We start from the raw sequence: 26981 nt of genomic DNA on the forward strand, positions 1-26981 counted from the left end.
TTGGATCGACTGTCGAGCGACCGAACAACGCCGCTTTCAGACCCATGTATGGGTCTGTGAAGCGAGCGGTCGTTCGGCCTCCCAAACCACAGGCTTGCCTCCGACAGTCAAAAACATAGATAAGCAACTTTTCCATCAAGGATATGTGAAACTTTTTCGTTGCATCTATCTATAGCCGCGATCAATAGATGAGAGCGCCAAGCGGCGCATCGGCTTGCTTTTCGGCAAAAAACGCATGCAGCAGCTCGTTTTCATCGAGCGTCGCCCGTTCGCGCCCGTCGCGAACGACGATGATCGCATGCTTTTGTCCGCGGTAAAATCGCTGCAGCACGGCCGAGATGCGTTCGTCCGCCGGCGCCGTAATCGTCCGCAGCTTTGTATAGCCGCCTTTGTTTCCATAATACCGCTCAAGCAAAAAGCGCATAACGACATACGGATGCTGCTTTTGCTCCTGCCAAAGAGCATGCGCCAAAAAGGCGGCGATCGCCCATAAATCAAGCTGGCGCGGCGCCAACACAAACAAAAGAACGACGCCGACAGCAAGCACGGCGGCCGATATGGCGACCGTGTTCCGGTGCGCTTCGCTGAACGGGCGGCGGTAGGACAGCAGCAAAAACAATAGCTTGCCTCCATCCAGCGGCCAGATCGGCAGCAAGTTCAAAGCGAAAATGGCCGCATTGTAGCGAAAAAAGAGCTCCCAGCTCCCGCCATCCATCATGCCGGCCTTCCACAAAAAAAACGCCGCCGCTGTGAGCCACAGATGCTGGGCCGGCCCGGCGAGCGTCACGATCCACTCCTCGCCAAACGGCCGGTTGCCGTGCTCTTCGACTTCCGCCACTCCGCCGAACGGCAGCAGCAAAATCCGCTTCACCCGCCAAGAGAAAAACGCGGCTGCCGCCGCATGGCCGAGCTCATGAACGAGGACGATGAAAAACAGCAGGCAAAGCTGCTTGAAATGGGCGGTAAGCACCGCGATGCCGCCGATCAGCCATAACAGCGGGTGGACGTGCAGCTTCCCGAGCAGCGCCATATACTTATTCAAAGGAAATCACCTGAATCGGATCGATAAATTCATCTCCTTGTTTAATCGCAAAATAAAACAGCCCTTTCTGTTTATTTGCCTCGCTCGCCTCGGCCGTGCCAACTTCCTGCCCCATTTCGACAAAATCATACAATTTCACCGAAATGGCCCCCAAACGTCCATACCACGTCTCCGTGCCGTCCGCATGTTGGATGATGACCGTTTTGCCGAGACGGTCTTTCACACCGGCAAAGGTGACAATCCCTTCTTTCATCGCCTCCACTTTGGCTCCATTCTCGGTTTCGATCGTCACACCCTCCCCGTTTTTTTCAAAACTTTCGAGAATCCGTCCAGAAGCCGGCACTGCATAGGATGAAGCCGTTTTCACCTTTTCTTCCTTTTTCGGAGCAAAAAAAGCGAGCGGCTCACCGAACGTTTTTTCATACCAGGCTGAGACGGCCGCAAACTGAAACTCGGTTTCCATCGTCCGGGCAATAAACTGCCGCGCCGGCTCGAGGGAAGCGGACGGATGCCGGAACAAAATGGCCGTCACGAGCACGAGACAGGCAGCGATGAGTGTTTTGAATAAAAACCATTCTTTGCGGAACAACGGATGGGGAGCGGATTCAAACGAATAGCGGTCATACGTGACGACCGGCAGCCCGTACCGCTCCTCATCAGCGGCGCTCCATCTAGATTCTTTTGGATCCTGCCCCTTATATTGACGTTCCCTTCTTCGTTTTTCAATGCGTTTTTTCATCTCACGGACGCGTCGATCCATACGTCCCCCCTCCACCTTTCCAACAACGTTTGTACTAATTTATGAGACAACCTCATGGAATATGAACGAGCGTTTTTCGCCGCGCCTCGCCGAACACGTCCGCAAACAAATCCCTCAAACGGTTTCACACCAACGTTTCGGCTGAGCGCCGCAACCGATCGATACCATCTGCTTCCGTTGTTACAGATCAGGAATTCCAAACGGCACAACAATATGAATAAAAAAAGAAGGCCCATTCAACGGCCTTCTTGCGCCAACTTCATGATTTCAAACTAAATATTTTCCGAATCTTTGAAAACAACCCCTTCTCCTCTTCCTCAAGCGGCGGCAGCGGCACCGACTCGCCGAGGATGCGGCGGGCGATGTTGCGGAAGGCGATCGACGCTTTGCTGTTTGGGTCCAGCACAATCGGCTCGCCGCGGTTCGACGCTTTGATCACGTTTTCATCGTCGGCGATAATGCCGAGCAACTCGATCGATAAATGCGAGATGATTTCGTCGACATCCAACATATCGCCGTTTTTCACCATATGGCTGCGAATGCGGTTGATGATGAGGCGCGGCGGTTTGACGTGCTCCTCCGCTTCAAGCAAGCCGATGATGCGGTCGGCGTCGCGGACCGCCGACACTTCCGGCGTCGTGACGACGATCGCTTCGTCTGCGCCGGCGACAGCGTTGCGATAGCCTTGTTCGATTCCAGCCGGACAGTCGATGAGCACATAATCGTATTCCTGTTTCAGCTCCTCAATGAGCTGTTTCATTTGCGCGGGGTTGACCGCCGACTTATCGCTCGTTTGCGCGGCCGGCAACAAATACAAATAGTTATCGAACCGCTTGTCTTTCACAAGCGCTTTTTGCACTGTGCAACGCCCTTCCACGACATCGACCAAATCATAAATAATTCGGTTCTCAAGCCCAAGCACGACATCGAGGTTGCGCAGCCCGATGTCGGTGTCGACAAGGCACACCCGCTTCCCTAGAATGGCGAGGGCCGTCCCAAGGTTCGCGGTCGTCGTCGTTTTGCCGACGCCGCCTTTTCCGGAAGTGATGACGATCGCTTCTCCCACGGTCACATTCTCCTTTCTAAGCGCGTCAAATTCGGCCGCAAATGCATCAGCAGCTGAAGGCGGTCGACAACAATTTGGTTATGCTCATCAATATAGGCGCATTCCATTTCATTTCCTTCATCCGTTTTCGAATCGGGCGCTCGGCTCATGATGTCGCCGATGCGCAGCTGCATCGGTTTCATGACCGATGCAGCGATGATCGCCTGTTTATTGCCGGCATACCCGGCATGGGCGATGCCGCGCAAGGCGCCGAGAATGAAAATGTTGCCTCCGGCAATGACCGTTCCGCCAGGGTTCACGTCGCCGATCAGCAGCAAATCCCCTTCGACATGAAGCACTTGCCCCGAACGGACAATGCGCGAAACGGGCACAATTTCCGTTTTTCTCATCCATTCTATCGCTTCTGCTTTCGACATGACATTGCTTTCGATCGAATCGACGACCAAATTTTTTGAACGGCGGATGAGCGCACGCACCTCTTCCTCTTGGGCAGGCGTCAAATAGCGGTTTCCCATTTTCAGATGAACAGAGACAAGGGGGCTGTCTGGCGCGACGCCAGCTTGTTTGACAAGCCGCTCCTCGATTTCTTTCAATAAATCGTCATACGAGCAGCGGTCATCGAGATGCAGCGTCAGCCCATCTTTCGTCCCTTTAATCGTCACGTACTGCTGCTTTTGTTTCGCCACAACGTTCACCCCAACGAATAATTCTACAAAACGGGCCGTTTTTCCTCTTTTATTCTTCCTGCTCAAACCGGCGAATTTTGGCCAATCGCCGTTCGAGCGGGTACGAAAAGACGAGCAAAAACGCGACGTTCAGAAGCAGCGTCGGCCATAGACGGCGGTCCCAAAAAACAGAAAACGACCAATCGGTCCGCCCGATCAACAGCTGGATGCCGTAGACATAACTGTCAAGCAGCACAATGGAAAGCAGCGACAAGAGCGATGCAACGAACCAGTTTTGGTGGAACCATTTCATCGCTTTGCCCGCCAAGTAGGCGATAAGCGTATAGGCAAACGCATAAACACCGAGCAGCTCTGTGTAGACGCAGTCGTACAGAAAACCGAAGATGAACCCGTACCCCATCGCCCGCGTCCCGCCGAAATGCATCGCTGTGAACACGAGAAAAACAAGAAAAAACCGGGGAACAAAAAAATAGTGGACATACAAGTCGCCTTTTGGCCATACATCAACAAAAAGGCTCTCACTCACAAAACATAACACCGCAAGGAAAGGGAGACGCCACTTGTTCACTTTGCCTCCTCCTTTTCCTGCAGTGCTGCATCGATGGTTCGTTTCACAATCATGACGTCGTCAATATCATACAAGTTGGCAAACGGCTTGACATAGACGACTTTCGTCAATCCGTATTGGTCCGGCTTGATCTCGGTCACCTCACCGATCGGCAGTCCTTTCGGAAACACGCCGCCAAGGCCGGAAGTCAACACTTTTTGCCTTTTTTCCACTTTGGCGTCAATCGGAATTTCTCCGAGCAGCAACTCGCGCCGCTTCTCATCGTAGCCTTCGATCAACCCAAACACGTTTTCCTTTCCTTGGATATAAGCGGAAATGCGGTTGTTTTGGTCAAGCGCGCTTAACAGCTGCACAGTGGACGTAAATTGGGAAGCGTGCTGCACCTTGCCGACAAGCCCCGCTGGGGTGATGACGGCCATATCTTTTTTCACGCCGTGTTGCTCGCCTTTGTTGATGATGATCGTTTCCCGCCAACGATCCGGGTTCCGCCCGATCACCGTCGCCTGAATCGAAACAAAATCACGCAAGCTCTCTTTTTTATCGAGCAACGCGCGCAGCCGTTCGTTTTCTTGCCGCAGCGCCTCGACCTCGGTCTCAAGCGCCGCATATTCCTCAAGTCTTGCCTTCAGCAGTTCGTTTTCCTTATATGTACGGCGAAGATCGCTCACATTTTCAAAGAAGCCCGCGACTTGCTGGGCGGGCTTCCCAAACAGAAGCTGAACAAAACCGACCGTATCTTTTACAAACTGCTCCGGCCACGTCAATTCTTCGCGGCTGCGCAGGGAAAAGCCGATCAACATGACAAGGATGACGATGCTGACGAGCAAAAAAATGAGACGCTTATTCCCAAAAAGCTGTGGCATGCGTCACACCTTCTTACCGTCAGCGATGGTCTCTCGCCTTGTTTTTAAACAAGTCGATGTGGTCGAGCGCTTTCCCGGTGCCAATGGCCACGCAATCAAGCGGATTTTCCGCGACGATGACCGGCATGTCCGTCTCTTTGCTGATGACCTTGTCCAAATTGCGCAACAAAGCGCCGCCGCCTGTCAGCACGATGCCGCGGTCCATAATGTCAGCCGCCAGCTCCGGCGGTGTTTTTTCGAGCGTGTTTTTCACCGACTCGACGATCGCATAGACCGTATCGTGCAGCGCCTCAGCCACTTCTTCGGCGCTGATTTCGATCGTTTTTGGCAGCCCAGTGAGCAAGTCGCGGCCGCGAATTTCCATGTTTCCGATTCCTTCCGGATTTCCGGCTGAGCCGATCTCGACTTTAATCGCCTCCGCCGTCCGTTCTCCGATCATCAAATTGTACGTTTTTCGGATGTATTGAATGATCGCCTCATCCATTTCATCGCCGGCGATGCGAATCGACTGGCTCGTCACGATGCCGCCGAGCGAAATCACGGCCACTTCAGTCGTACCGCCGCCGATGTCGACGACCATGCTCCCGGTCGGCTCCCACACCGGCAAATTGGCCCCGATCGCGGCCGCAAATGGTTCTTCAATCGTATAGGCATCGCGTGCTCCAGCCTGGCGCGTCGCATCGATGACCGCGCGCTCCTCCACGGCCGTGATGCCGTACGGCACGCATACCATCACATACGGCTTGCTGGCAAACAACCCTTTCGTTTTGACGGCCTTGCGAATGAAATATTTCATCATCGTCGCCGTCGTTTCATAATCGGCGATGACGCCGTCTTTCATCGGACGAAGCGCCACGATGTTGCCCGGCGTGCGCCCGATCATGTTTTTCGCTTCATTGCCGACGGCGACGATTTGCTTCGTGTCGCGCTGAATGGCGACAACCGACGGCTCGCGCAAAACGATTCCTTTTCCCTTCACATAAACGAGCGTATTCGCTGTTCCTAAATCAATCCCGAGATCTTTCGTCCCAATTCCAAACATATGATCGATCTTCCTTTCCGAAACGAAATGCATATGATTTTCTATTGACAACATGGATCAGATGCCAAGTCATTTATAAATTGTACAACACCGCCCGAACGGATTCGGAAAAACCCATAGTTGATATTATAACTGATTCGACAAAAAATGAGAACCGTCAGACATAGCCTTTTTCTTTCAAACTGACGAATTTTTGATCGCCGATGATGAGGTGGTCCAAAAGTTCGATGCCGATGATGCGCCCGCATTCCGCGAGCCGTTTCGTCACATCGATGTCTTCGCGGCTTGGAGTCGGATCACCAGAAGGATGGTTATGCACACAAATGACTGAGGCGGCGGAACGTTTGATCGCCTCTTTAAACACTTCGCGCGGATGGACAATCGAGGCGTTTAAACTGCCGATGAACACCGTTTTGCGGTAGATGACTTGATTTTTCGTATTTAAATAAATGGCGACAAAATGTTCTTGCGATAAAAAGCGCATATCTTCCATGACGTATTTCGCTCCGTCTTCCGGGCAACGAATCACATAGCGGTCGGCGCAGCCGGACTGGTGGATGCGTCGGCCGAGCTCGAGCGCCGCCAAAATTTGCACGGCTTTCGTCGGCCCGATCCCTTTGATGTTCGTCATTTCTTCGACCGTTGCGTCTTTGAGCGGCCTCAGCCCCTCAAAATGGCGAAGGAGACGCTGGGCAAGCTGCACGACCGACTCCTCCTTCGTACCCGTGCGCAACAAAATGGCGATCAGTTCATGGTCGGATAAACTTTCTGGCCCTGATGACAGCAGCCGTTCACGCGGCCGGCTGTCTTTCGGCACATCGCGGATCATCCACGCCATCATACTCCCCCTTTTTTGTTTTGCTTCATCGAAAGATGGAGAGGCTTGAACCGCCCCTCGGTACGACAGCAGAATCCGTTTGCGGGGGCGTCCTTTTGCCAAAAAGCTCCAGACAGCGGCCGCCTGTGCTTTCATCTATGCCGGCGGCCACCCGAGCCGGCGCAATTCCCTCACCGTCCGCGACAGCGGCAGGCCGACGACCGTCAAATAGTCGCCTTCGATCCGTTTGACAAACAGGGCGGCGCGGCCTTGGATGCCATACGCCCCCGCCTTGTCCATCGGCTCCCCGGTCGCAATATAGGCGGCAATTTCCTCGTCATCGAGCTCCCAAAACGTGACGGCTGTTTTTTCCGCAAACGATGTGATTGATCCATGAGGGAGTGCGATGGCGACGCCGGTCCATACGTCATGCGTTCGCCCGGACAAGAGCCGCAACATGGCGAAAGCTTCTTCTTCCGTGCGCGGCTTCCCTAACAAGCGGCCATCGCACACCACGATTGTATCAGCGCCAAGAACGTACTCATCAGGGACAGACGGCGCCACCGCCTCAACTTTCCGGCGGGCAAGCAGTTGGACCGCTTCATCAGGGGGCGTTCCGGGGGCGATCGTCTCATCGGCTTGACTTTCTTGAACGTCAAACGGCCAACCGGCCAGCTCGAGGATCTGCCTGCGGCGCGGGGAGCAGGAAGCAAGCACGAACCTTGGAGGCATCGTTCATTCTCCTTTCACTCGTTTCGGCTCGGAAGATTCATTTGTATCGTAGCAAATTTTGCGGTGAAAGGCAATTTTCTGTATAGATGCCATTTGAAGCATGAACATTTGCAGATTTTACTAGGCATTTGATCGACTGTCGGGCGACCGAACAACGCGGCTTTTAGACCCATGTATGGGTCTGTGAAGCGGGTGGTTGTTCGGTCTTCCAAGCCACAGGCTTGCCTTCGACAGTCGAAAAATGGACAAACGGCTTTTCCGTCAAGGATATGTGAAACGTTTTCGTTGCCATCTATATAAAGTTGAAATTTTGTTTTACATCCAGCCGATCACTCGCCACGTTATATCATAGTCGACTTGTATGGAGATAAATATAGAAACGAAAAATCGGAAATTCTTTATACATGCAATAGGCAAAAAAAAAAAAAAAACGGGGCTTCTAGCTCCCTAACGGCACCAATTCGATATAAACGGCGAGCGCCTCGAGCAGCTGTTGCTGGGCTTTGGCCAACAGCGCTTCATCTCGTTGCTCTTTGTATGCGGCAAGGGCGACATACGCCTGCTTCAGCGCCTCGATATAGCCTCCCGCTGTTTTGCCGTCGTCCATTTTGCTTTTTTCCAATGCATGATACGCGGTTTGCAGCGTCCGCCAATCATCTTCGCCGACATTCCGGCCGCTAAGCAAGGCAGCGGAGACTGACGCCATCTGTTTGTACAGAGCCTCTCCCTTTCGGACAATTTCTAAACGGCGCGCGTTTGCATCCGCAGAAAACAGCAGCTCTTTGACGTACGTGCTCGACACTGCTTCGCGATATTTGTCGTTGACCGCCCGCAACGTTTCCTTATCCGCGCCGACGGCGATATAGAGCGCTGCCGGTTTTTGCCCCGCGACGACGACCGGCACGCCTGCTGTTTTGATCGATTCGGACGCCTGCTTGGCCGCCGCCGCATTCGAATAGACGCCAGCTTGAATGACCGCAATGGAAAACGGCGCTCGTACGACGCTTTCTCTTCCTTCTTCGCCCGCCGCTGTTTCAGGCTTTGTCAATTCCGTCATCGCTTCAGATGCCGGCGACGAAGCCAATTTTTCCTTCGGAATGATGCGCAGCACCGTCATGCCAAACGCCATGCCGACCAACGCAGCGACCAACGCGGCGGCGAGCAGCGACTTGGCTTGAGCCGGCAGCCGCCATGTCCGACGTCTGGCGCTTTTCTTTTGTTGCATCTTTTGTTGCATCGCCTCGGAAACGGAAATGACTCGTTCATCCGCCTCAAGGGCGGCCGCCTCTTCCCAACCCGTCGTTTCAACATCTTCTCGAACTTGCCCATCCTCCACAACCCACAGGCCTGTTGATGGCTTGCCTGCAGATGGCCCGCCTTCTTGAAACGCGCTCACTTGGCGGCTGTCATCCGCCTCGTTTTTGGCTCGCTGTCCTTTCCCTAGACGGCTGTCCACCGGATATCCACCCGACTCCTCGGACGGCCGTCCTTCCGACGAACGCTCCACGGTAAATGGGCGGGGCTTGCCGTTGATATTCACCATAATGCGCATGCGCTGCTTGTCCATTTGGCCACCGTCCTTCTTCATGCTTCGATTTCTTTCGCCTATCTTACCACAAACGAAAAAAAAAAGAACAAGACATTTGTCGTCTTGTCCCCGCTTCTGTTCTTCATTTTCCGACATCAACGGTTGCGAATCGCCTCGGTCCCCAGCGCTTCGACAGGAATCGGCTGCTCGCGCCCCTCATAGGTGCAAAGCTGCTTTGTCTCGCCTTTTAAGCAAACGGCATAATCGATCCCGCCGTCTTCCCGCTTCGTGGCAAGCACGTACGATGGATTCGTTTCCGGCGGCAATACATTTCCGGTAAACGGATCTTCGATTGGATCCAGCAAACCGTTGCCCACCAATTCTCCATACGACAATATGGCAGAAGAACGGGCTGGCAAAAATTCCACTTTCTCGGCGCCGACATACAGCCGCGCCGCTTCATATAGTCCATACGCATCGGAAACAAACGCCCGCTCGCGCGCCCGATCAATCACCGTCCACATGGCAAGACCGACGATCATCGCCACAATACCGATGATGACGAGCACAGCCAAAAGCTCAATGAGGGTCATCCCCCGCTTCATGCGAATGATCATTCCGTCGCCCCCTTTGCCCTCTAGGACGCCGGCGTCGTTGCGGCAAAGGGGTTGTCTTTGCCGCTTGGAGGTGGGACATCCAAAATGGAAGGAATGGCTTTCCACTTTTCAAGCTTTGGCGCGTAAAACGCCCTCACCGTCACCGAATATGTCAATGGCTGAACATCGTCGTTCGTTGATGTCAGCTCAGGGGGGCCTGTGACCGTCAGCCCTTCGATCGCCACAATTCGTTCCGCCTGCTCCAGCACTTCTAAAAACCGTTCAAGCTGATAGTAGGAAGGCGACTGCACAGTCAATTGGGCGGTGACGGACTGGATGCTGCTCGGCGGTGAAGCCGCTTGCGTTCCTTCTCCTCCGTTATTCGTGCCATTGCCGTTCTGCTGAGAAGAAGCGGCCCCTTCATCGGAAAATTGAACGCTCACCAACCGGCTGTCGGCGACGTATTCCGCCTTCTGAAACAAAAGCAGCAACTGATCCGTAAGCGGATGGACAGGAACTTTCTTCTGCAAAGCCGCAACCGTTTCCGCTGTTTTTTCGGGAGAAAGAGAGAGCTTTTGCTTCAAAGCGGCAAGCACCTTTTTCTCGCTCTGCACCGTCTGCTCCATCTGCTCAAGTTGGCTGTAGCGAGGCATGACAAGCCATGCATAGGCGGCTGCGAACAAAAGCATGATGACAAGCGCCATTGCCGCCGCAAGGAGCGGCCATTTGCCAAAGCGGCTCATGATTTTTTTCCCTCCCCATCAGCCTGTTGCAGCTCCAGCTCATATTGCGCCATATATCTTGGCACGACTTGATGATCTTCCGGCTCCCCGCTTGTCTCGCTGTTCGCCGCCACATTGACCAGTTTGACGTTTTTCACCATTCTCACTTTTTCTAATCGATCCAAATAATAGGCCGCCTCTTCCGGCGCATCAAACTGGACGACCATCGTCATCTTTGTCCGATCCGAGTATGTCACATTCATCACGAATCCACGTTCAGGAAGCTGCTTGGTCAATGCCTGCAACAATGGAACGGATTTAAGCGGATAGCGTTCCGCCCATGTCACCGCTTTTGTCAGCTCTTCCCGCTCTTTCTGCTCATCCGCCTGTTTTGTTTTCGCAGCAAGCACGCTTTGCTCGGCACGCACCTGTTTCAACTCGGATTCCAACACAGCTTGACGGTGATCCGCACGCTCGATCAGCCAATACAGCACCAAACCGGCAAGGAGAAGCAACGCCGCTCCAAACAATAAAACGAGACGGATCGACTGCCTCGTTTCTTTTTTTGGCAACAAATTAATTTCAGCGATCATCGTCAGCCCTTCCTTCTTTCAACGCCAATCCCCAAGCAAGATGAAACCGTTCCGGCAACGGATCCAGGGACGCTCTGAGCCGTTCTACAGGCACTTCAAGCCGCTCTGTCAAAGCCGTAAACACATGGCTCAACTCTGGATGATCGCCGGCGAGAAACACGCGTGTGATGGACTGCTTGCCTTGTTGGATGGAAAACGAATAAAAGCTCATGATCCGTTCCATTTCCTTATACACATCGACGAACGGATCGACGATCACCGCCGTCCCCCGGCTTTCAAGCGGCAAATGGCGCATAAACAGCGGCAAATGGCGGTGAAACACACTCAAATTCACCGCTGATTCGTCAAACTGGACAAGCAAAATGTGGTCGTCCGTCTCAGCTTGTCCCGCCGCGTAAAACGGACGATACGCGCAAAGCGGCGATACATCCGCAGCCACCGGGCGCAAATCGACTTCCTCGAAAAGCTCGGCGTATTCCGACACCACCGCTTCCGGCGCCGCAAACAGCAAAATCGACACCGCCTCGTTCGTTCTCTCCATCACCACATAATCAAACACTGGTTCAGCAAACGGAAGAGGGATCGACTCGCCAAGCTCTAAAAACAAATAGCCGCGAATCTCTTCATCGGACAAATGGGCGGGAAGGGGCAACCCGCGGATCATGACGAATGGATCAGGGACAACAAAGCGCACCCGCCGTCCGTCGATTTTCCATTCCTCCACGCATTCATCCAAAATCATCACCAGCGTTTCCCCATCGACGATGCGGCCATCGCGCACCACTCCGGCCGGCAAAGGCCGTTCGCCCCATCGCTTCACGTCAGGTGAATGCCCACGGCTGGCTTCCACATAGCGAATGACATGATCTTTGATCACGAGATTGCCATATTTGGACTTTCCCCACCATAACGCCATTCTCGTTTGCCCCCTTTCTTCCCACACGCTTACAAAAAAAGACCCCTATACATATCGACAAGCTGATCACCAAAAAACAGCGCTGTCAAAGATCCGAGTGCGATCGCCGGGGCAAACGGCATCGGCTTGCCGCGCTGCACGCGTCCTATCAACATACCGACAAGCCCGATCACCGTTCCATACAATGTCGCCAAGAAAAACGCCAGCAACACCATTTTCCAGCCGAGCACAAATCCAAGCACGGCAAACAACTTCACATCACCGCCGCCCATCCCGCCTTTCGACAGGACAGCAATCAAAAGAAGCAAACCGAATCCCACCGCCGCGCCCATCAACATATCGATCCACGGCAAGAACGGGATCACAAGCCTCTCAATCAAAAACAGACCGGAGAACGCAAGAAGCACCCGGTCAGGGATCAGCATATAGCGAAGATCAGACACAACCAAAATGGCCAATAGACTAATAAGCGTCCAGGCTACAATCAGCTTTCCTCCCCAGCCGATCCAAATGGCGGCCGCGGTAAACAGAGCGGCAGTCGCAAGTTCCATTACAGGGTAAAGGGGGAGATGAGCCCCCCGCACCCTTTGCACCGCCCGCGCTGCACGACATAAGACACAACTGGGATCAACTCCCTCGCCGACAGCGTCCGCCCACACGCCGGGCAATGCGACCGCGGCCTGATGATCGACTCCCCGACGGGCACCCGCAACCCGACGACGTTGAAAAAGGAGGCAAAAACAAGAGAGCAAAGAAACACTAGCCAATAGGCCATCGATGCCATCTAATCCTGCATCCTATTCTAGTTTCACGTCGTCTCTCTTAAGTTCACTGACATCTTTATCATCAATATATTTGAATGTACCGTTCCCATCCACAAGCGTCACTTTATACGTGACCCCGTCAGTGTCCTTAACAATTTTCACAATGCTTTTTTCAGCGTCGTATTTATCGGTGGAAACTTTTCCAGGCGACTTCGGGATATTCTCTAAATAGCCCCCGTCATACAGCTCTTTCAATGTATATTGCGTCTTTGTGTTCTTGTCGGCCGCAATGGCTAGCCGCGCTGCGCTCGCAACCTGCTTCGCGTTGGCAATATGGGCGTCTTTTTTCGAGTTGTCCATAATAGCGCCGATTGCCGGAATGGCGATCGCCGCGATAATCCCTAAAATGACAATGACCGCGAGCAGTTCGATGAGCGTCAAGCCGCGCTCGTTTTTGAGAAGACGTTTGAACATGACTTTCCTCTCCTTTTCTTCGGAATTTTTTAGCATCATTTCCCTATTATTCTACAACACAATCAAAAAAATAGGAAGATATTCTTATGAAATTATTGTTGAATGTGATTAAAGATATCGTACATCGGCACGATGATGGAGGTGACGATCGTCCCCACGACGCCGGCAAGCAGCACAATCATCAGCGGCTCGATGAGCGACTTGAGGCGATCGGTGCCGGCGTCGACTTCCGCCTCGTAAAAATCGGCGACTTTGCCAAGCATGTCGTCAAGCGAACCGGTTTGCTCGCCGATCGCAATCATTTGTGAAACGAGCGGCGGAAACGCCCAATGGCGTCGAAGCGGCTCGGCGAGCGGTTGCCCGCGCTCAAGGGCGGTCCGCGCTTCATCCAGGACGAACGCGATCACTTCATTTTCCACGACGCGCTCGGAAATCGCGAGCGCCTCTAAAATCGGCACGGAACTTGACACGAGTGAGCTCAACGTCCTTGTGGCGCGCGCCAATGCCGCTTTTTGAACAAGACTGCCAAAAATGGGCAACCGCATCGCAACATAGTCCAAGTAATACTTCGTACGTTTCTGCCGCCGGAGCGCGCTAAACAACACGAATGTCCCCATGATCAACAGGACGACCAACCACCAGTAATGTTGCATCAATGCGCTCGCTTTTAGGACAAATTTCGTAATCCCAGGCAATTCGGCGTGAAAATCAGCGAACATGTCAACAAACGTCGGCACAACGGAGACGAGAAGAAAGATGACAACCGCCACGGCGATGACGGCGACCGCTACGGGATAGGCGAGAGCAGAGACGATTTTTTGCCTTGTGCGGTGCACCTTTTCAAAATGATCAGCGAGGCGGTCAAGCGTCTCGTCCAGCGTCCCGCTCACTTCCCCCGCTCGCACCATGTTGACAAACAGCGGCGGAAACACGCGCGGATGCTTCGCCGCCGCAGCAGAAAGCGGGTTCCCTTCGCGAAGGAGCGCCTCCATATTAGCGAGCGAACGAGCGAGCGCTTTGCTTTCCGTTTGCTCGGCTAAGATGCGGATTGAATCGACGATCGTCACTCCGGCGCGCACAAGAGTCGCAAACTGGCGCAAAAAGACGACGAAATGTTGCAGCTTGACAGCTCGTCCAATGGAAATTTCTTTGTTCCAGACAGACGGAGGCACCTCTGTGATGACAACAGGACGAATGCCTTTGTCCCGCAATTTCATCACCGCTTCGCGCCGGGAATTGGCCGCGATGACGCCGGTTTGCTTCCGGCCCCTTTGATTGCGTCCCTCATACTTAAATTGCGCCATCAGCCCCACGCTCCCTTGCCACATACGCTTCCGCCGCCGCTGGATCAATGCGCCCGGCGGCGGCGAGCTCTTTGACGCTCATCTCCATCGTCTGCATGCCCATGCTTTTGCTCGTCTGCATGATATTGACGATTTGATGCTCTTTTTCATTGCGGATCAAATTCGCCACCGCGGCGTTGTTAAGCAAAATTTCGATCGCCGCCGTCCGCCCTTTCTTTTGAGCGTTCGGAAACAAGCGCTGGGCCATGACCGCGACAAGAACGGAAGCGAGCTGAAGCCGAATTTGCGCCTGCTGGGCAGACGGAAAAACGTCAATCATCCGCTCAATCGCCGCCGGCGCGCTCGCGGTATGAAGAGTGCCGAGCACTAAATGGCCCGTCTCGGCTGCCGTGATAGCCGTTTGGATCGTTTCCAAATCGCGCATTTCCCCGACTAAAATGACGTCTGGATCTTGGCGAAGCGCCGCCCGCAACCCAGCGGCGAAGCTGTTTGTGTCAAATCCGACTTCGCGCTGGTCGATGATCGATTTTCCGTGCTGATGCAAATATTCAATCGGGTCTTCAAGCGTGATGATGTGCCTGGACATCGTTTTGTTCATATAGTCGATCATCGCTGCCAATGTCGTCGATTTGCCGCTGCCGGTCGGCCCGGTGACAAGCACAAGTCCGTATGGCTTTTCCGCAATGCGCTTTAAGACGCTTGGCAAGCCAAGCTCTTCTAATGTCGGAATGCGCGGTGGGATGAGGCGCACGGCAAGCGACACGCACGACCGCTGCTTAAACACATTGATTCGAAAGCGGGAAACACCCGCAATACCGTATGAAAAATCAAGCTCCCCCGTTTGTTGAAACTGCTCCCAGAGCGGTGCAGGAATGACGGCTTTCGCCATTTGCTCCGTATCCGCTGGTCTGAGCCGTTCTTGCCCATACCCCTTCAGTTCTCCATTGATCCGAAAGATAGGCGGCGCCCCGACTGTCAAATGTACATCAGACGCACGGTATTCAAAAGCTGCCCGCAACAACCCATCCAGCTTTTCCTTCATTCGTCTCACCCATCAATGCAAAATGGCTACTTTCAGCACTTCTTCCAGCGTCGTCAACCCTTGCTTCACTTTCAACAGCCCATCATCAAGCAAAAAAATCATTTTATTTTGAACGGCAAACTCCCGCAATCTTGAAAAGGGCTCATTGTTTAAAATGACGCGGCGCATTTCGTCCGTCATCACGAGGAGCTCATGAATCGCGAGACGTCCTCGGTAGCCAGTCATGTTGCATGTCGGGCAGCCGCGACCGCGGACGAGTTGGGAAACCTCAAGGCCTCGACGTGCGAAAATGTCTCGTTCGCGCTTCGTCGGCTCATACACCTCCTGGCAGTCGCGGCAGATGCGGCGCACAAGCCGCTGGGCGACGACACCCGCGAGCGACGTCGCCACTAAAAACGGTTCAATTCCCATATCAATCAGCCGGGTGATCGTGCTTAACGCATCGTTCGTATGCAGCGTGCTCAATACTAAATGTCCGGTGAGTGAAGCGCGAATAGCTACTTCCGCCGTTTCGCGGTCGCGGATCTCCCCGACCATGATGATGTTCGGATCTTGGCGCAAAATGGAGCGCAACCCTTGAGCGAACGTAAGCCCGACATTCGGGTTGACCTGGATTTGGTTGACGCCTTCAATTTGGTATTCAACCGGATCCTCAATTGTAATGATATTGACCTGTTCGCTGTTTAAATGATTGAGCGCGGCGTAGAGGGTCGACGATTTCCCCGATCCGGTCGGCCCAGTGATCAAAATGATGCCGTTTGGGCGCTCGATCAGGCGAATAAACCGCTCTAAATTGACCGGGTTGAAGCCAAGCTTATGAATATCGTTTAACGCCGAACCCAAATCGAGGACGCGCATCACGATTTTTTCCCCATACACTGTAGGCAATGTCGACACGCGCAAATCAACAGGATGAAAATCGATGTTCATTTTGATCCGACCGTCTTGCGGCACACGATGCTCGGTGATGTCCATGTTGGCCAAAATTTTGATCCTCGCCGTCAACATGCTTTGCATATGTTTCGGCAGCGCCCTCTCTGTCCGCAGCAAACCGTCAATTCGATAACGAATGAGCACTTTCGTCTCTTGAGGATCGATATGAATATCGCTTGCCCGCTGTTCAACAGCAAGCTGCAAAATTTGATTCACTAAACGAACAATGGGAGAATCGTCTTCATTCGTCCGTCCGTCATCGCCCATTTCCGCCGGCGGTGCCGGAAGCAAATCATCAAATGATTCATCCATATCGTAATACTTGTTGATCGCCCGCAAAATATCATCCTTGGAAGCGATCGCTGTTTCAATCTGAAACCCCGTTGACAAGCGCAAATCATCGATCGCAAAAAAATCCATGGGGTCGGCCATCGCTACGAGCAATCGATCATCCTCGATCTTTAAGGGCATGATCAAATGGCGGCGGGCGAATTCTTTGGGCACAAGGCTTATTGCTTTCGGATCAATCGGGTAGCGATACAGACTGACATGGGGAATGCCAAGCTGAAACTCGAGCGCTTCAATGAGTTGCTGCTCCGTGATATAGCCGCGCTGCACCAGCGCATCGCCAAGCTTCTGCCCCGGTGTTTTCTCACGCAACGCTTCCGCCAGCTGCTCTTCTGTAATCAACCCCGCTTCCACCAGCAAATCGCCGAGGCGTTTCCGCTCACGTTTTTTGTTCATCGGCTCCCCCCGCTTTCCCCATTTTCCTCCGCTTCCGCTTGAGAAGCCGTAGTTGTTGAGACGTTGCTGTTTTGTCCCTTGCTCTCCTGAACCTCTGGTTGTCCGCCGCTTGCCCCCGTCTGACCGTCATTGGCTGTGTCAGACGACGGCAATGGCGTTCCGCTTTCTTGCGACGGATTGGGCTGCGAAGATTCGGGAACATCGAGGCCTTTGACCACAATGGTGTAAGTCGGCGGATAAAAGTCCTCGCTCACGGTTTCTTTGCGAATCAAGCGGGAGCCATCGCGCACGTCGCGTTCCACTTTCACAAGCAGCCCTGTTCGCCCTGTTTGCTTTGTCACCGTTTCATCCGGCGCCAAGTGGGCGTCGTATTGAATGATTTTGCGAGGTTCAACCGGCTCCGCTTCGCTTACACGAACGATATATTGATAGGCAAAAGGCCATCCGTACAAGGACGCTTTCACTTGACGGCCATCGTAGCGAAGAATCAACGTATAGTCGGTCGAATTGGGATTCAGCCACTGCAAATCGCGCTTATCATCCACCTTGGCCTCGAATCCCGCCGGAATGCCATCAGGCAGTTCGCTCCCTGCATACCTTTCCATCAGCAAAAAATTCGTCGACAGCACGGCACGGTACACAGCTGATGCCAATGCGGAAATTGCTCGATCCGACAAGCCGCCCCCCGCCTGCTGAATGACGGTCCGCAGCGAAACAAGCTGATTGGTAGGCAAAGCAAGACGGCGCTCGGAAGCGAGAAAACGAGCAAGACTTTCATCGCGAACGGCAACAGCCGCTTCGCTCACAACCGTCTGCCCTCTGCCGGAGGATGGCAAATAGCGGGCTAAATCAAACGGTTGATCCGGAATCGAAAGCGAAGACGCAACTGCTTCCAAGTCCGCTTCCAACGCTTTGAGATCGATCGCATCAACAGCCGCCCGCGGAAGAAGGCGTTCCACGGTTTCCATGCAAGCGTTCATGTCAGCTAAGACAAGAAGCGGAGACGGGCGGCCATTGACGATGTTTTTGAGACTTTCGGACAACCGAAACGTAAAGACGTCAATAGGCAGTTCAGCTTTTTTTTCTTGATAGCGGACGAAAAGGGAAGCTGTCGCGCGCCAGTCGTTCACCCGATCAGCGACAGCTTGTCCCGCTTCCACACGTGTCATTCCGGAAAGAGAGACGGGTCCAATAGACGTCCCGGGACGATAACGCCCTTGATCAGGGCCGAATGATTCATAAGCCAAAACGCCCAAGCGGACAAAGGAGAGAAAATAGACCGTGCAGACAGCCATCACAACAAATAATTTGCCTGCGGAAGCCGCTTTCACCTCAAGCGCCCCCTTTTTTCACTCAGCCTCAATGTTCATGGATACATCCACAATCACACTAGGCCCTGCTTCCTGTGCTCTTCTTACATCTTCTTCGCGAAGCGTGGTTCCCGCTGGAAAGAGAAGCTCTCCATTCATATCATAGATGTCCTTGGTCACCCGTTTTCCTGCAAGAAGGGCCACTTGTTTTTCACGAAGTGCTTCAAGCGCCTCAATGTTTTCCTCCGCTCCTGGTTTGTCGTGGATGTGATCGGAATGGACCTCACGCTCTGTTTCTCGTTCCTGTTGTTGAGTCAGCAGCGAGGCATCGGAAAGAAGCGCGTCTTGTGCGCCGTCACTCACAATCAATATATCCTTCCCATATGTCAGCACTTGATCAGCCGGCAGCACCGCTTCTCCGCTTTCAAGACGAAGGGCGAGGCCCACAATATCGCCTGTCTCCTCATTCAAGAAAAATTCATCGACCTCTCCAAGCAACTGTCCTTTCCGAGTGATCGCTTTTGTATTTTTGATGCGGATTTGCTTATTGACAAGCTGGTTGGCAATCGGGATTTCCGCCAAATCGATGACATCGTGGCTGCTGGCCACCGTCACAGCAAATTCCCCAACACCAACAATTTTTTTGAACGGAATTGCTTTTAAACTAAGCTGCACGTCTTCTTGCTCGATCGTGAAAAAATCGATGGAGCCTTTATCAGGATTGATAACAAAACTTTTCACCGCGCCGATCTGCATTCCATCGGCAATGCTGATGATTGGCAATCCCATAATTTGTGCGCTCGCTTTCATCCTCTTCACCTCAATCATTTGCTAATGTTAGCAGCTACATTCCGCCAAAATGCCAGTTCGGCAGCGATGGCGGGATATTGGGAAAAACGCGGTTCAAGCTCATCGATCCACGCGATGAGCTGCTGCACCTTTCGCTCGCGTGCGTAATGTTCCAACAACAGACGGGAAAATACATAGTAGTCGCGGTCGGAAAGCGGAGCCTGCAAACATTGCCGCAAGCATCGTTCGTACGACTCCGGAGTGAAACGGCCGCGATTCAGCTCAAGCTCCTGCACTACGATCGTCCAATCACGATGAACGGTTTTCTCCTGCATAGGAACAAACGGCTCCGCGCCGTCATCCCCCAACGATTCCCCCGCTTCTGCATCGGCAGGTTGCTCGTCCGAACTGAAGGCAGTTCCTTCTTCCCCGAACCATGCCGTCGGCTCATCGGTCGGCGTCGAGTGTTGCTCGCTCTCCGTGCTTATCTCCTCCATCTGCTGTTCATCTTGATTATGCCAAAGTTCCACCATCTCGGCCAACACACTTTCCCCCAAATCGGCTGTTTCAGGCCATGGTTCGTCTCGTTCTTTGGAAAAAAGACCCGTTGCTTCTGATTGATCGTGAAGGCGCTCATCCTCATTCATCCATCGTTGCCATTCGTCTTCCGCGCCATCAACGGCCATGGACGATTTTGGAGAATGCCCCAATTGTAAAGCACGTTGAAGCACTTCGTTTTCCTTTTCGCCGCCCGCTTCATCGCGCAACACCACAGCTTCAAGATCAGGCGTCACCGCGCCCGGCCATTGATCAAGCCAGTCAGAAGTGCGGCGAAGCGGTTCCGAATCCAACGCAGCTTTTTCCACCTGTTCCCACTGCAGAACATCCTCCCCCGCCTCGATCAAAAAATCGGCGTGGCCACGATCCACGTCCTTCTGTTGCTCCGCTGCCTCTCGTTCTGTTCCAAGCGTTTCAAGCGCTTCGGAAAAAGAAAACGGCGAAGCATCCTCGCCCGACAACGGCGGGTCTTGAGAAGAGACGGCGGCAGCAACGGGCAATTCTTTCGCCGTCAGCTCCTCTTTCACATCGTTCATGAAACTCATGGACTGTGAATCAGCCCGGCGATAAAGTGCGGCGCCGAATCGTCGATCGAGCAAATACGATGCGGCCGCCAACAGCAGGATCACAGCAAGACCCGTTTGCCAAAGCGAAAGAAGTGGCCGGGAAAATTCCGCTAACAGTGCGGCCGCAAATGCGATGGAAACAGCCGCCGCCCCTCCGATTCGACTGAAGCCAAGCGGCAATAGCCAAACGAGAAGCAATGCCACAACAAAAGCCCCGGCATAGATGAGCGCTTCTTTCATCATGCCCCCCCATTTCTATGACAAAAGACCTCTTTTATGCTAAAAATCTGCAACATTCAACTCTTACATATTGTATAATAAAGTTACATATTTTGAAAGAAGGTTGTGACAAATGGCGGAAAAGAATTTTTTTTCTTCCCATTCTAGAAGGGGGTTTACACTCCTCGAAACCCTCCTATCCATCGCTTTGCTGTCGGCAGTGGCGATTGGTTTGTTTTCCTTTTTTACGAATGCTATGAACTACACATCCGACAACGAGCGGCGGACAGTGGCCATTCATCTCGCAAGGGGGCAGCGTCATATTTTGAAAAAAATGTACGATTTGCCTCATTGGCCGATTACATGACGAACAGCGATTCTTCTTTTCTAAAGATGGACGAAGCCAGCTGCGGCCAGACCGAACTTCAGCATCTTCTGTTTCCGGGGGGACTGAAAACGGAACAATCTCAGCGCAAGAAGCATGCACCGCTCAGCTCTCCCCAAAAGTGAACGACATTCCATACGAAACAACAATCTACGTCATCCGCTCTGACCAGCAAGCGTGGGATTCATTTCTTCGTTCAAGTGAATTCCGATCTTTTCCTGAACAGCTCAAAGGCGCCATTCAAAAAGAACGGGCCCGTGTCGTTTCTTCTGATGCTGGACGCTATATGATGAAAATATACGCCGTCGTCCGCTATGGAGGGAGAGATCGTGAGATGACATGGGTCGAAGGAGTGATCACCGATGAAACGATCCGTTGACAATCAAGACGGCATGTCGCTTGTGGAACTGTTGGCCGCTATCACGATTTCGATGGTGATCATTGGCATCATCTACACTGTGTTTATCGCCGGCATTCGCGTCTATGAACGAATCGGCATTGAAAACGAGCTGCGCAGCGAAGCGGATTATGCTGCAGCTCGTCTTATGAACGCACTGTACGCATTCTCTCCGGATGGCCTTGAAGCCGGGCAGAACCAAGAAAACAAACCTCTGCACCAATTGGCGTTCGTGAAGAATGAACAGTTTGAGACGAATAGTCAAGTCGGCCTTGTTTCCCGCCGACAGGCGACAAAACCGAGCGTTCGGACCATTTCCATCGAAAACGGAAAATTGATAGTGGATGGAGAGCCAATCACCTCTACCCGCCTTTTGCTTGATGGCTCTTCATCATCCTTTTCCTTCCGTTGCGCACGCAGGGAAGGAACCATTTGCCGAAGCGGAGTGCTTACAATGACCTTAACGATTCAAGATGCAGAAAATCATGGAGTCATCTCGATAAAACCGTTCACATTGAAGACGGAATTCGGGTTTTAGAATAGGAGGGAACCGCATGCGCAAAAATGAGCAGGGATACAGCTTAGTAACCACCTTGCTAGTCATCACCATCTTTTTCTTGCTCGGTTTGACCATTGTCACGGCCGCCGTTCAACACGCCCAATTCACGACCGTGCGCGTCGATGATGTGCAGTCGCTGCACGAAGCGAAAACAGAGCTCAACGAAGCATTAGCGGATCTCAAAGCGCAATTATCCGCCCCCAATTTTTTTGTTGATCATCGCATTTTTACCCCTAATCAGTGGGATCAGTTTCTCGGAACAGACAGCCCATCGGCTAGGGAAAACACGATCGCGGGTCGTTTGACCGCCCGCTATGGGGTAACCATGACAGACGAAAGCGAGCAGTACAATATTCCAAAAGACCAGGTCTTCTTGCGCGCCCTCCGTTTATCGAAGCAATTCACCGACGGCCATCAGGTGCGGACTGTCGAACGGCTCATCTTTGTCACTAACACGCCAAGTTTTCTCAAATATGCGCTCGGGTCAAACAAAGATGTTGTATTAAACGGTGGAGTCTATGTTGAGAAAGGAAACGTTTACGCCGGGCAAGACGCTTATGCGAGCAACGCGACCAACTATGTCAAACAGAATGGTCAATTGACCGTCGCTTCACCCAACGCCGGCATGCCGCGCCTTTCTTCTTCATCCGTCTGGTATACAAGCGATGGTCAACTGATGGCATGCGGTCAAACAACCAGTTGTTGGACAGCGAGTCAAACCCGTTTTTCTATGTCAGGCAGTTGGACGCCCCTTTGGCCGACAGATGTTGTCGAACCGGCGCCTTCTACCAAGCAGGAGAACGAAGACTTCATCGATGTGGATTTCGATTTGACAGTTGCCGACAAGCTATTGCAGGCGTCAGATATTTCCCGAACGAGTGATTCGTATCTGGAAGACATACAACGCGTTCAAGAAGCAACCGACAAAGCCAATGCGTTACGCTATTTGGCTGTAGAGTTGTCCAACCGATGGACTCCGATTGTCATCGATTCAACCGTGCCGATTGAAAAAGCCATCAAGCAAAGTTCTAAAGAAAAACCGCTTTACTTAGACGGAAGCGGCGTGCTCACTGGAGATGTCGACATTCGCACGGACGCCGCCAACAAGGTCAACCAATGGCTCATCGTCAACGGGGATCTAACGCTCAATGGCCCGACGAATTCGAACCATTTTATCAACGTATACGGAAATTTCATCGTTTTCGGCAATATGACGATCACTGGAAATGTCAAACTCGATGCCAGCATTTACGTCATGGGAAAAACGAAAATTTATCAAAGCCGAGTTGAGCGAGCTGAAAGCGGCAAAGGAGTCGTGTTGTTGTCAAAAGGAACGCTCGATCTTTCCCGCATCAACGAGTTTGACAACCCGTCCCCGACGCCAAACTTGAAAGGCTACTTTTATACGGACAGCAGCGCCACCATTTACGCTGTTGGTTCTTATTTATATATTGAAGGCGGACTGTTCGCGCGTGGGAACGGAGCGACCGCTCCTGACGCCGATGTCGAAGGGCTGGTCGTCAACGCATTCCGCGGCCAGGTGAACGGGATAATGGGGAGCCGGGGCAATTCACGCCGATCAACGATCCGCTCTCCTCACGCCTAATCGTCCGTTATCGCCCCGAAGTGCTGATTGAACAAGGAACTGGACTCCCGTTTGTCAACCGTCTTTCGCTTGTCGTTGATCGTCTAGAAGTGAAATGAAAAAGAGGGCGTCCCAATAGGAGGGGGACGCCCTCTTTTATCTCTATATATGTGTGCTGACCGCTTCTTTAACACTATATGTTGTACTTATCGTGAACTACCCACCACCTACGCTTCGCTTAGAGATGGGGGCTTCAAGCGACTTGTGTGTGTTCGCCGAACGGTAAGCCACACACAAGAACCCTTTACGCTTCCCTTCGTTCCGAAGGTGTCCGTTCTAACCATATTCTATCCTATTCGTTGGCTGACGCCAACCGAAATTCATCTCCCACTTTCACTTCGTTTCAAAGTGGGAGACTTCTTTCGGAAAGATGTTAAAGACAGACGGCCTTTGGGTCAGCCCCTTTTCCTTTACCATCGACCGCCGTTGTTCCCGCCGTTATTGTTCGTGGGCGACGGGCGGACGATGACCATCACCTCTGCTTGAATATCACGTCCATCTGGGCCTTCGCGTTCGCTGTTGCCGTAACCGTTGCATACCCGACATCCACAGCCTGCAAATACCATCCTCCATTTTGCTGAACAATGTTGACAAATCTCGAATCGGATGACGTCACTGAGCGGAGCGTTTGATCCGTCGCATTTTCCGGGCTAAAGCGGAGCTGCCCCGCCACTTCGAGCGGAGGATCGTCCAGATTCATATAGATCACCGGTTTGTGGAAAGCCATGCCTGTGAGCGCTACGTACGGATCAATCACACGGATGGACGCTGTTGCAGAGGCATTCCCGCCGTCTGTAGAACGCACTGTAATGGCAACCGTCCCTGGTTTCAGCGCCGTGACGACCCCGTTTTGCACAACAGCCACAGCATTATCGCTGGACGACCATACCAACGTTTTGTTCGTCGCATCGCTTGGCACGATTGTCACCGGAATGGTCTGCACATCCCCGACGTTCATCGTCGACTGATACGAGCCGAGTTTCAGTTCGGTGATCAACTTTGTATACGTAAACACAACGCTGGCCAAACCTGTTCCTCTCGTTAATCCTCCTGACGACTGCACGTTCACTGTGTATGACCCATCGTTTGAAATGGCGATTTCATACGGAGACTTGAGCGCTGTCCAAGCAGATGCCGAACCATTTCGAATCATTTGATACTGATAGGACACGCCTTCCCCGGCCACCGGCCCCACCAATTTGACGGTAGGCGCCTCGTACGTCGTCGTACCATTCGCTACAGCGCCTTTTGGCGTTGTCACCACGAGATGCGGTTTAATATACACCGACACCGTTTGGCCATTGCTGTAGGTGACAAGCAGCACGCCGTCATCATTTGGGTCATACTGCATCGCTTTGACAGGCAACGACAATAATCCATTTGCATTAGGATCCGCCCGCCCGACGATGTCGTCTGATAAAGCAGAAAATTCGTGTTTGGTAATAGTCCCCATTCCATTCCCTTCATAGTAAACGTTCGGAAAATCATCCAAGCGAACTGTCATGCCGATCCGTTCCGCCGGCGGTGAGAGCGTCGAAGTCCTCACCCCATAACGGCTGTCGGTAAACGTCACAATGGCAGGGGGCAATTGGACATTGTTCATCGCATAATCCGCCTGCATCACCCACTGTGCGGAGAGCATGAGCTTATTCAGCTGGCTGTAGTCGAACATTTGATTGGTGAAAGACCATTTGGCATAACGCTTGCCATTCTCCACATAGGTTGTGACTTTGCCATCGGGAACAACGGAGATGCCATCGGGCAGTTCTTGGACAATGCTCACATTGCTGATCGTCCCGGTCGCATTGCCGACATACCCGACAAGCGACAACGAATACGTGGCCCGGAAGCGGTTGTCGTCGCCATCGGTTGCCCCCCGTTTGATTAAGCTTGTGACATCATTGGTCAGCCCTTGCAGCTTCACCGTTCCAGTAAACGACGGCGGCGCTTCGTCTTTGACCGTGACGGTCACCGTTTTCGTCACAGCCGGCTGTGGCTGGCCATACACATCGCGATACGTCAGTTCAGCAGTGAACGTATATGTCCCTTTTGCTTTAAATGACACGGGAATCGGAATCGTCACCGGCGCCGGAGTGCCTTGACCAACTTGGTATGGGATGGAAAACGAAATATACGCGTTTTGCTTGTTTTCATCCAGCCATACTTGGCCGTTTTCCGCAACGGCGACATTACCGCCAAACGACGAAAGCGGGATGCGGATCGTTCCGGTGATCGCTGGCGTGGTGGCAAGCTGGGAAAACTGTTGGAACAAAGCGGTCAAATTTTGCGTCGTTCCTTGCCGCGCCTCGCCGCCGGCAGTCGCTGAAAGCGACCGTAAATAGTCCATATCGACTTCATCATTGTCGCCGAAGCCGATTGAGTAAAGGGTGATATTGTTCATCCCGAGCGTTTTCGCCACCGCTGTGGCATCGGCTCGGATTTTTCCTTCGATGCTGCTGTAAGTGAACGAATAGCCGTTATCCCAAGATACCCGCCATCCATTAGCATAATCTTGCCCATCGCTGTAAAATTGGCGAGAATATCCTTTGTTGTCGGTAAAACGGATACCAGCAGTCCGCCCATCACTGTACAATTCATATGTGACCGAAAGAGAATCGGTTACTCTATTCCCTGTGTACTGATATCCGCCCAAAAATTTCGGTTTGACCTCCCGATACGTAATCGTATCAACTGTATTCAACACCGTCGGCATGCCGTCAGTCAAAAAAATGATGTACTTTTTCCTTGTTGGATCGGTAAAATATGATCTTGCAAGTGACAAAGCGGCTGAATAGTTCGTCCCCCGCTGGCGGTCAAACTGTTTCCCGTGCTGAGAATGGCGTCAAGCTGGCTCGCTACATCGGAATATTTTCCAAATGGAACGACGCTCGCCTGCCGGACCCCATCGGAAAACGGAATAAGGGCAAATCGGTCATTTTGATTGTAATTGGACTTAAAATAGTTGACTGCCGCCTGCAGAGCAGATTTGGCGCTTTGCAGCTTCATTGCCGTCATCGACCCCGACACATCCATGATAAACACAAGGTCGATCGGAGGACGAATGATCGTAGACACCGATCCTTGCGGGTTGAGCGTCACATCGAGCCTCCCTTGTGCATCAGCATTCGGGGGTTTCACATACTCGGGCTGCGACGAAGAAAATTGGAACTGGAGCGATGGCAGAGAGGCTGCTTGCACCGTTCCCCCCTTTCCTCCTGGGCCAAACATGAGCAAAAATGCCCATATCGCTACGATCAACCATTGGAAAAGCTTCCTTTTCCCCATTTCCCTCTCCCCATTCGAGACAAAATTCCTATTTACATTATATCATTCTACTATTGCAGTTGATAGCAAAATTTTC

General features: G+C 52.6%; 24 protein-coding genes and 2 pseudogenes. 3 read left to right on the forward strand and 23 right to left on the reverse strand.

What is annotated here, in order from left to right; all coding sequences use genetic code 11:
• Positions 1 to 181: 181 nt before the first annotated feature.
• From A0V43_RS10920 to A0V43_RS11025, 22 genes and pseudogenes are all read right to left on the reverse strand, one after another.
• A complete protein-coding gene (locus tag A0V43_RS10920; protein ID WP_063193079.1) occupies positions 182 to 1042 on the reverse strand; it encodes a site-2 protease family protein in 861 nt (286 codons plus the stop codon).
• Positions 1035 to 1802, reverse strand: coding sequence for a M23 family metallopeptidase (locus A0V43_RS10925; RefSeq protein ID WP_063193080.1), 768 nt, complete (start codon positions 1800 to 1802; stop codon positions 1035 to 1037). Before A0V43_RS10925 ends, A0V43_RS10920 begins: the two co-directional genes overlap by 8 nt.
• Positions 1803 to 2061: 259 nt before the next feature.
• Positions 2062 to 2868, reverse strand: a complete 807-nt coding sequence (gene minD / locus A0V43_RS10930) for a septum site-determining protein MinD (protein WP_063193081.1) — start codon at positions 2866 to 2868, stop codon at positions 2062 to 2064.
• A 2-nt stretch (positions 2869 to 2870) separates the two neighbouring features.
• Positions 2871 to 3563, reverse strand: coding sequence for a septum site-determining protein MinC (gene minC, locus A0V43_RS10935; RefSeq protein WP_033024110.1), 693 nt, complete (start codon positions 3561 to 3563; stop codon positions 2871 to 2873).
• A gap of 40 nt (positions 3564 to 3603) precedes the next feature.
• Positions 3604 to 4122, reverse strand: coding sequence for a rod shape-determining protein MreD (mreD, locus tag A0V43_RS10940; protein WP_015375499.1), 519 nt, complete (start codon positions 4120 to 4122; stop codon positions 3604 to 3606).
• Positions 4119 to 4985, reverse strand: a complete 867-nt coding sequence (gene mreC, locus A0V43_RS10945) for a rod shape-determining protein MreC (RefSeq protein ID WP_015375500.1) — start codon at positions 4983 to 4985, stop codon at positions 4119 to 4121. The genes mreD and mreC overlap by 4 nt, the downstream gene beginning before the upstream one ends.
• A 19-nt stretch (positions 4986 to 5004) precedes the next feature.
• Positions 5005 to 6027, reverse strand: a complete 1023-nt coding sequence (locus tag A0V43_RS10950; protein WP_011232093.1) for a rod shape-determining protein — start codon at positions 6025 to 6027, stop codon at positions 5005 to 5007.
• Between the two features lie 157 nt (positions 6028 to 6184).
• Positions 6185 to 6865 (reverse strand): RadC family protein, encoded by a 681-nt coding sequence (gene radC, locus A0V43_RS10955; protein WP_015375501.1) that lies wholly within the window; start codon positions 6863 to 6865, stop codon positions 6185 to 6187.
• Positions 6866 to 7000: 135 nt separating this feature from the next.
• Complete coding sequence (locus A0V43_RS10960) at positions 7001 to 7576, reverse strand: Maf family protein (RefSeq protein ID WP_063193082.1); 576 nt, start codon at positions 7574 to 7576, stop codon at positions 7001 to 7003.
• Between the two features lie 439 nt (positions 7577 to 8015).
• Complete coding sequence (locus A0V43_RS10965) at positions 8016 to 9143, reverse strand: hypothetical protein (protein WP_063193857.1); 1128 nt, start codon at positions 9141 to 9143, stop codon at positions 8016 to 8018.
• Between the two features lie 116 nt (positions 9144 to 9259).
• The gene (locus A0V43_RS10970; RefSeq protein WP_025949367.1) at positions 9260 to 9721 is read right to left on the reverse strand and encodes a type II secretion system protein; all 462 of its coding nucleotides are present in this window, start codon (positions 9719 to 9721) and stop codon (positions 9260 to 9262) included.
• A 20-nt stretch (positions 9722 to 9741) separates the two neighbouring features.
• The gene (locus A0V43_RS10975; protein ID WP_063193083.1) at positions 9742 to 10443 is read right to left on the reverse strand and encodes a hypothetical protein; all 702 of its coding nucleotides are present in this window, start codon (positions 10441 to 10443) and stop codon (positions 9742 to 9744) included.
• Positions 10440 to 11015 (reverse strand): hypothetical protein, encoded by a 576-nt coding sequence (locus A0V43_RS10980; protein WP_063193084.1) that lies wholly within the window; start codon positions 11013 to 11015, stop codon positions 10440 to 10442. The genes A0V43_RS10975 and A0V43_RS10980 overlap by 4 nt, the downstream gene beginning before the upstream one ends.
• On the reverse strand, positions 11005 to 11931 hold the full coding sequence (pilM, locus tag A0V43_RS10985; protein ID WP_049624191.1) for a type IV pilus biogenesis protein PilM: 927 nt from the start codon (positions 11929 to 11931) through the stop codon (positions 11005 to 11007). Before pilM ends, A0V43_RS10980 begins: the two co-directional genes overlap by 11 nt.
• Before the next feature lie 29 nt (positions 11932 to 11960).
• Positions 11961 to 12706 (reverse strand): annotated as a pseudogene (locus tag A0V43_RS10990) (prepilin peptidase).
• A gap of 22 nt (positions 12707 to 12728) precedes the next feature.
• On the reverse strand, positions 12729 to 13169 hold the full coding sequence (locus A0V43_RS10995) for a prepilin-type N-terminal cleavage/methylation domain-containing protein (RefSeq protein WP_063193085.1): 441 nt from the start codon (positions 13167 to 13169) through the stop codon (positions 12729 to 12731).
• 92 nt (positions 13170 to 13261) lie between these two features.
• A complete protein-coding gene (locus tag A0V43_RS11000) occupies positions 13262 to 14473 on the reverse strand; it encodes a type II secretion system F family protein (protein ID WP_049624188.1) in 1212 nt (403 codons plus the stop codon).
• A complete protein-coding gene (locus tag A0V43_RS11005) occupies positions 14460 to 15515 on the reverse strand; it encodes a type IV pilus twitching motility protein PilT (RefSeq protein ID WP_049624187.1) in 1056 nt (351 codons plus the stop codon). The genes A0V43_RS11000 and A0V43_RS11005 overlap by 14 nt, the downstream gene beginning before the upstream one ends.
• A 12-nt stretch (positions 15516 to 15527) precedes the next feature.
• The gene (locus A0V43_RS11010; protein ID WP_020756620.1) at positions 15528 to 17192 is read right to left on the reverse strand and encodes a GspE/PulE family protein; all 1665 of its coding nucleotides are present in this window, start codon (positions 17190 to 17192) and stop codon (positions 15528 to 15530) included.
• The gene (locus A0V43_RS11015) at positions 17189 to 18523 is read right to left on the reverse strand and encodes a G5 domain-containing protein (RefSeq protein ID WP_063193086.1); all 1335 of its coding nucleotides are present in this window, start codon (positions 18521 to 18523) and stop codon (positions 17189 to 17191) included. The genes A0V43_RS11010 and A0V43_RS11015 overlap by 4 nt, the downstream gene beginning before the upstream one ends.
• A gap of 18 nt (positions 18524 to 18541) precedes the next feature.
• Positions 18542 to 19312 carry a PRC-barrel domain-containing protein gene (locus A0V43_RS11020; protein ID WP_033006646.1) on the reverse strand — a complete coding sequence of 257 codons (771 nt, stop codon included), beginning with the start codon at positions 19310 to 19312 and terminating at the stop codon, positions 18542 to 18544.
• A 14-nt stretch (positions 19313 to 19326) separates the two neighbouring features.
• The gene (locus A0V43_RS11025; protein WP_128578021.1) at positions 19327 to 20658 is read right to left on the reverse strand and encodes a hypothetical protein; all 1332 of its coding nucleotides are present in this window, start codon (positions 20656 to 20658) and stop codon (positions 19327 to 19329) included.
• A gap of 109 nt (positions 20659 to 20767) precedes the next feature.
• On the opposite strand from A0V43_RS11025, the gene A0V43_RS20470 reads away from it, so the two are divergent.
• From A0V43_RS20470 to A0V43_RS11040, 3 genes are all read left to right on the forward strand, one after another.
• The gene (locus A0V43_RS20470) at positions 20768 to 21001 is read left to right on the forward strand and encodes a type IV pilus modification PilV family protein (protein WP_236930800.1); all 234 of its coding nucleotides are present in this window, start codon (positions 20768 to 20770) and stop codon (positions 20999 to 21001) included.
• 380 nt (positions 21002 to 21381) lie between these two features.
• The gene (locus A0V43_RS11035) at positions 21382 to 21954 is read left to right on the forward strand and encodes a PilW family protein (RefSeq protein WP_063193088.1); all 573 of its coding nucleotides are present in this window, start codon (positions 21382 to 21384) and stop codon (positions 21952 to 21954) included.
• A gap of 16 nt (positions 21955 to 21970) precedes the next feature.
• Entirely contained in the window at positions 21971 to 23581 is a 1611-nt protein-coding gene (locus tag A0V43_RS11040; protein WP_236930801.1) for a hypothetical protein, read from the forward strand.
• A 449-nt stretch (positions 23582 to 24030) separates the two neighbouring features.
• Here A0V43_RS11040 and A0V43_RS11045 read toward each other — a convergent pair.
• A pseudogene (locus A0V43_RS11045) lies at positions 24031 to 26905 on the reverse strand (VWA domain-containing protein).
• Positions 26906 to 26981 lie beyond the last annotated feature (76 nt).

The sequence above is a fragment of the Geobacillus sp. JS12 genome (assembly GCF_001592395.1).
Classification (GTDB): domain Bacteria; phylum Bacillota; class Bacilli; order Bacillales; family Anoxybacillaceae; genus Geobacillus; species Geobacillus zalihae.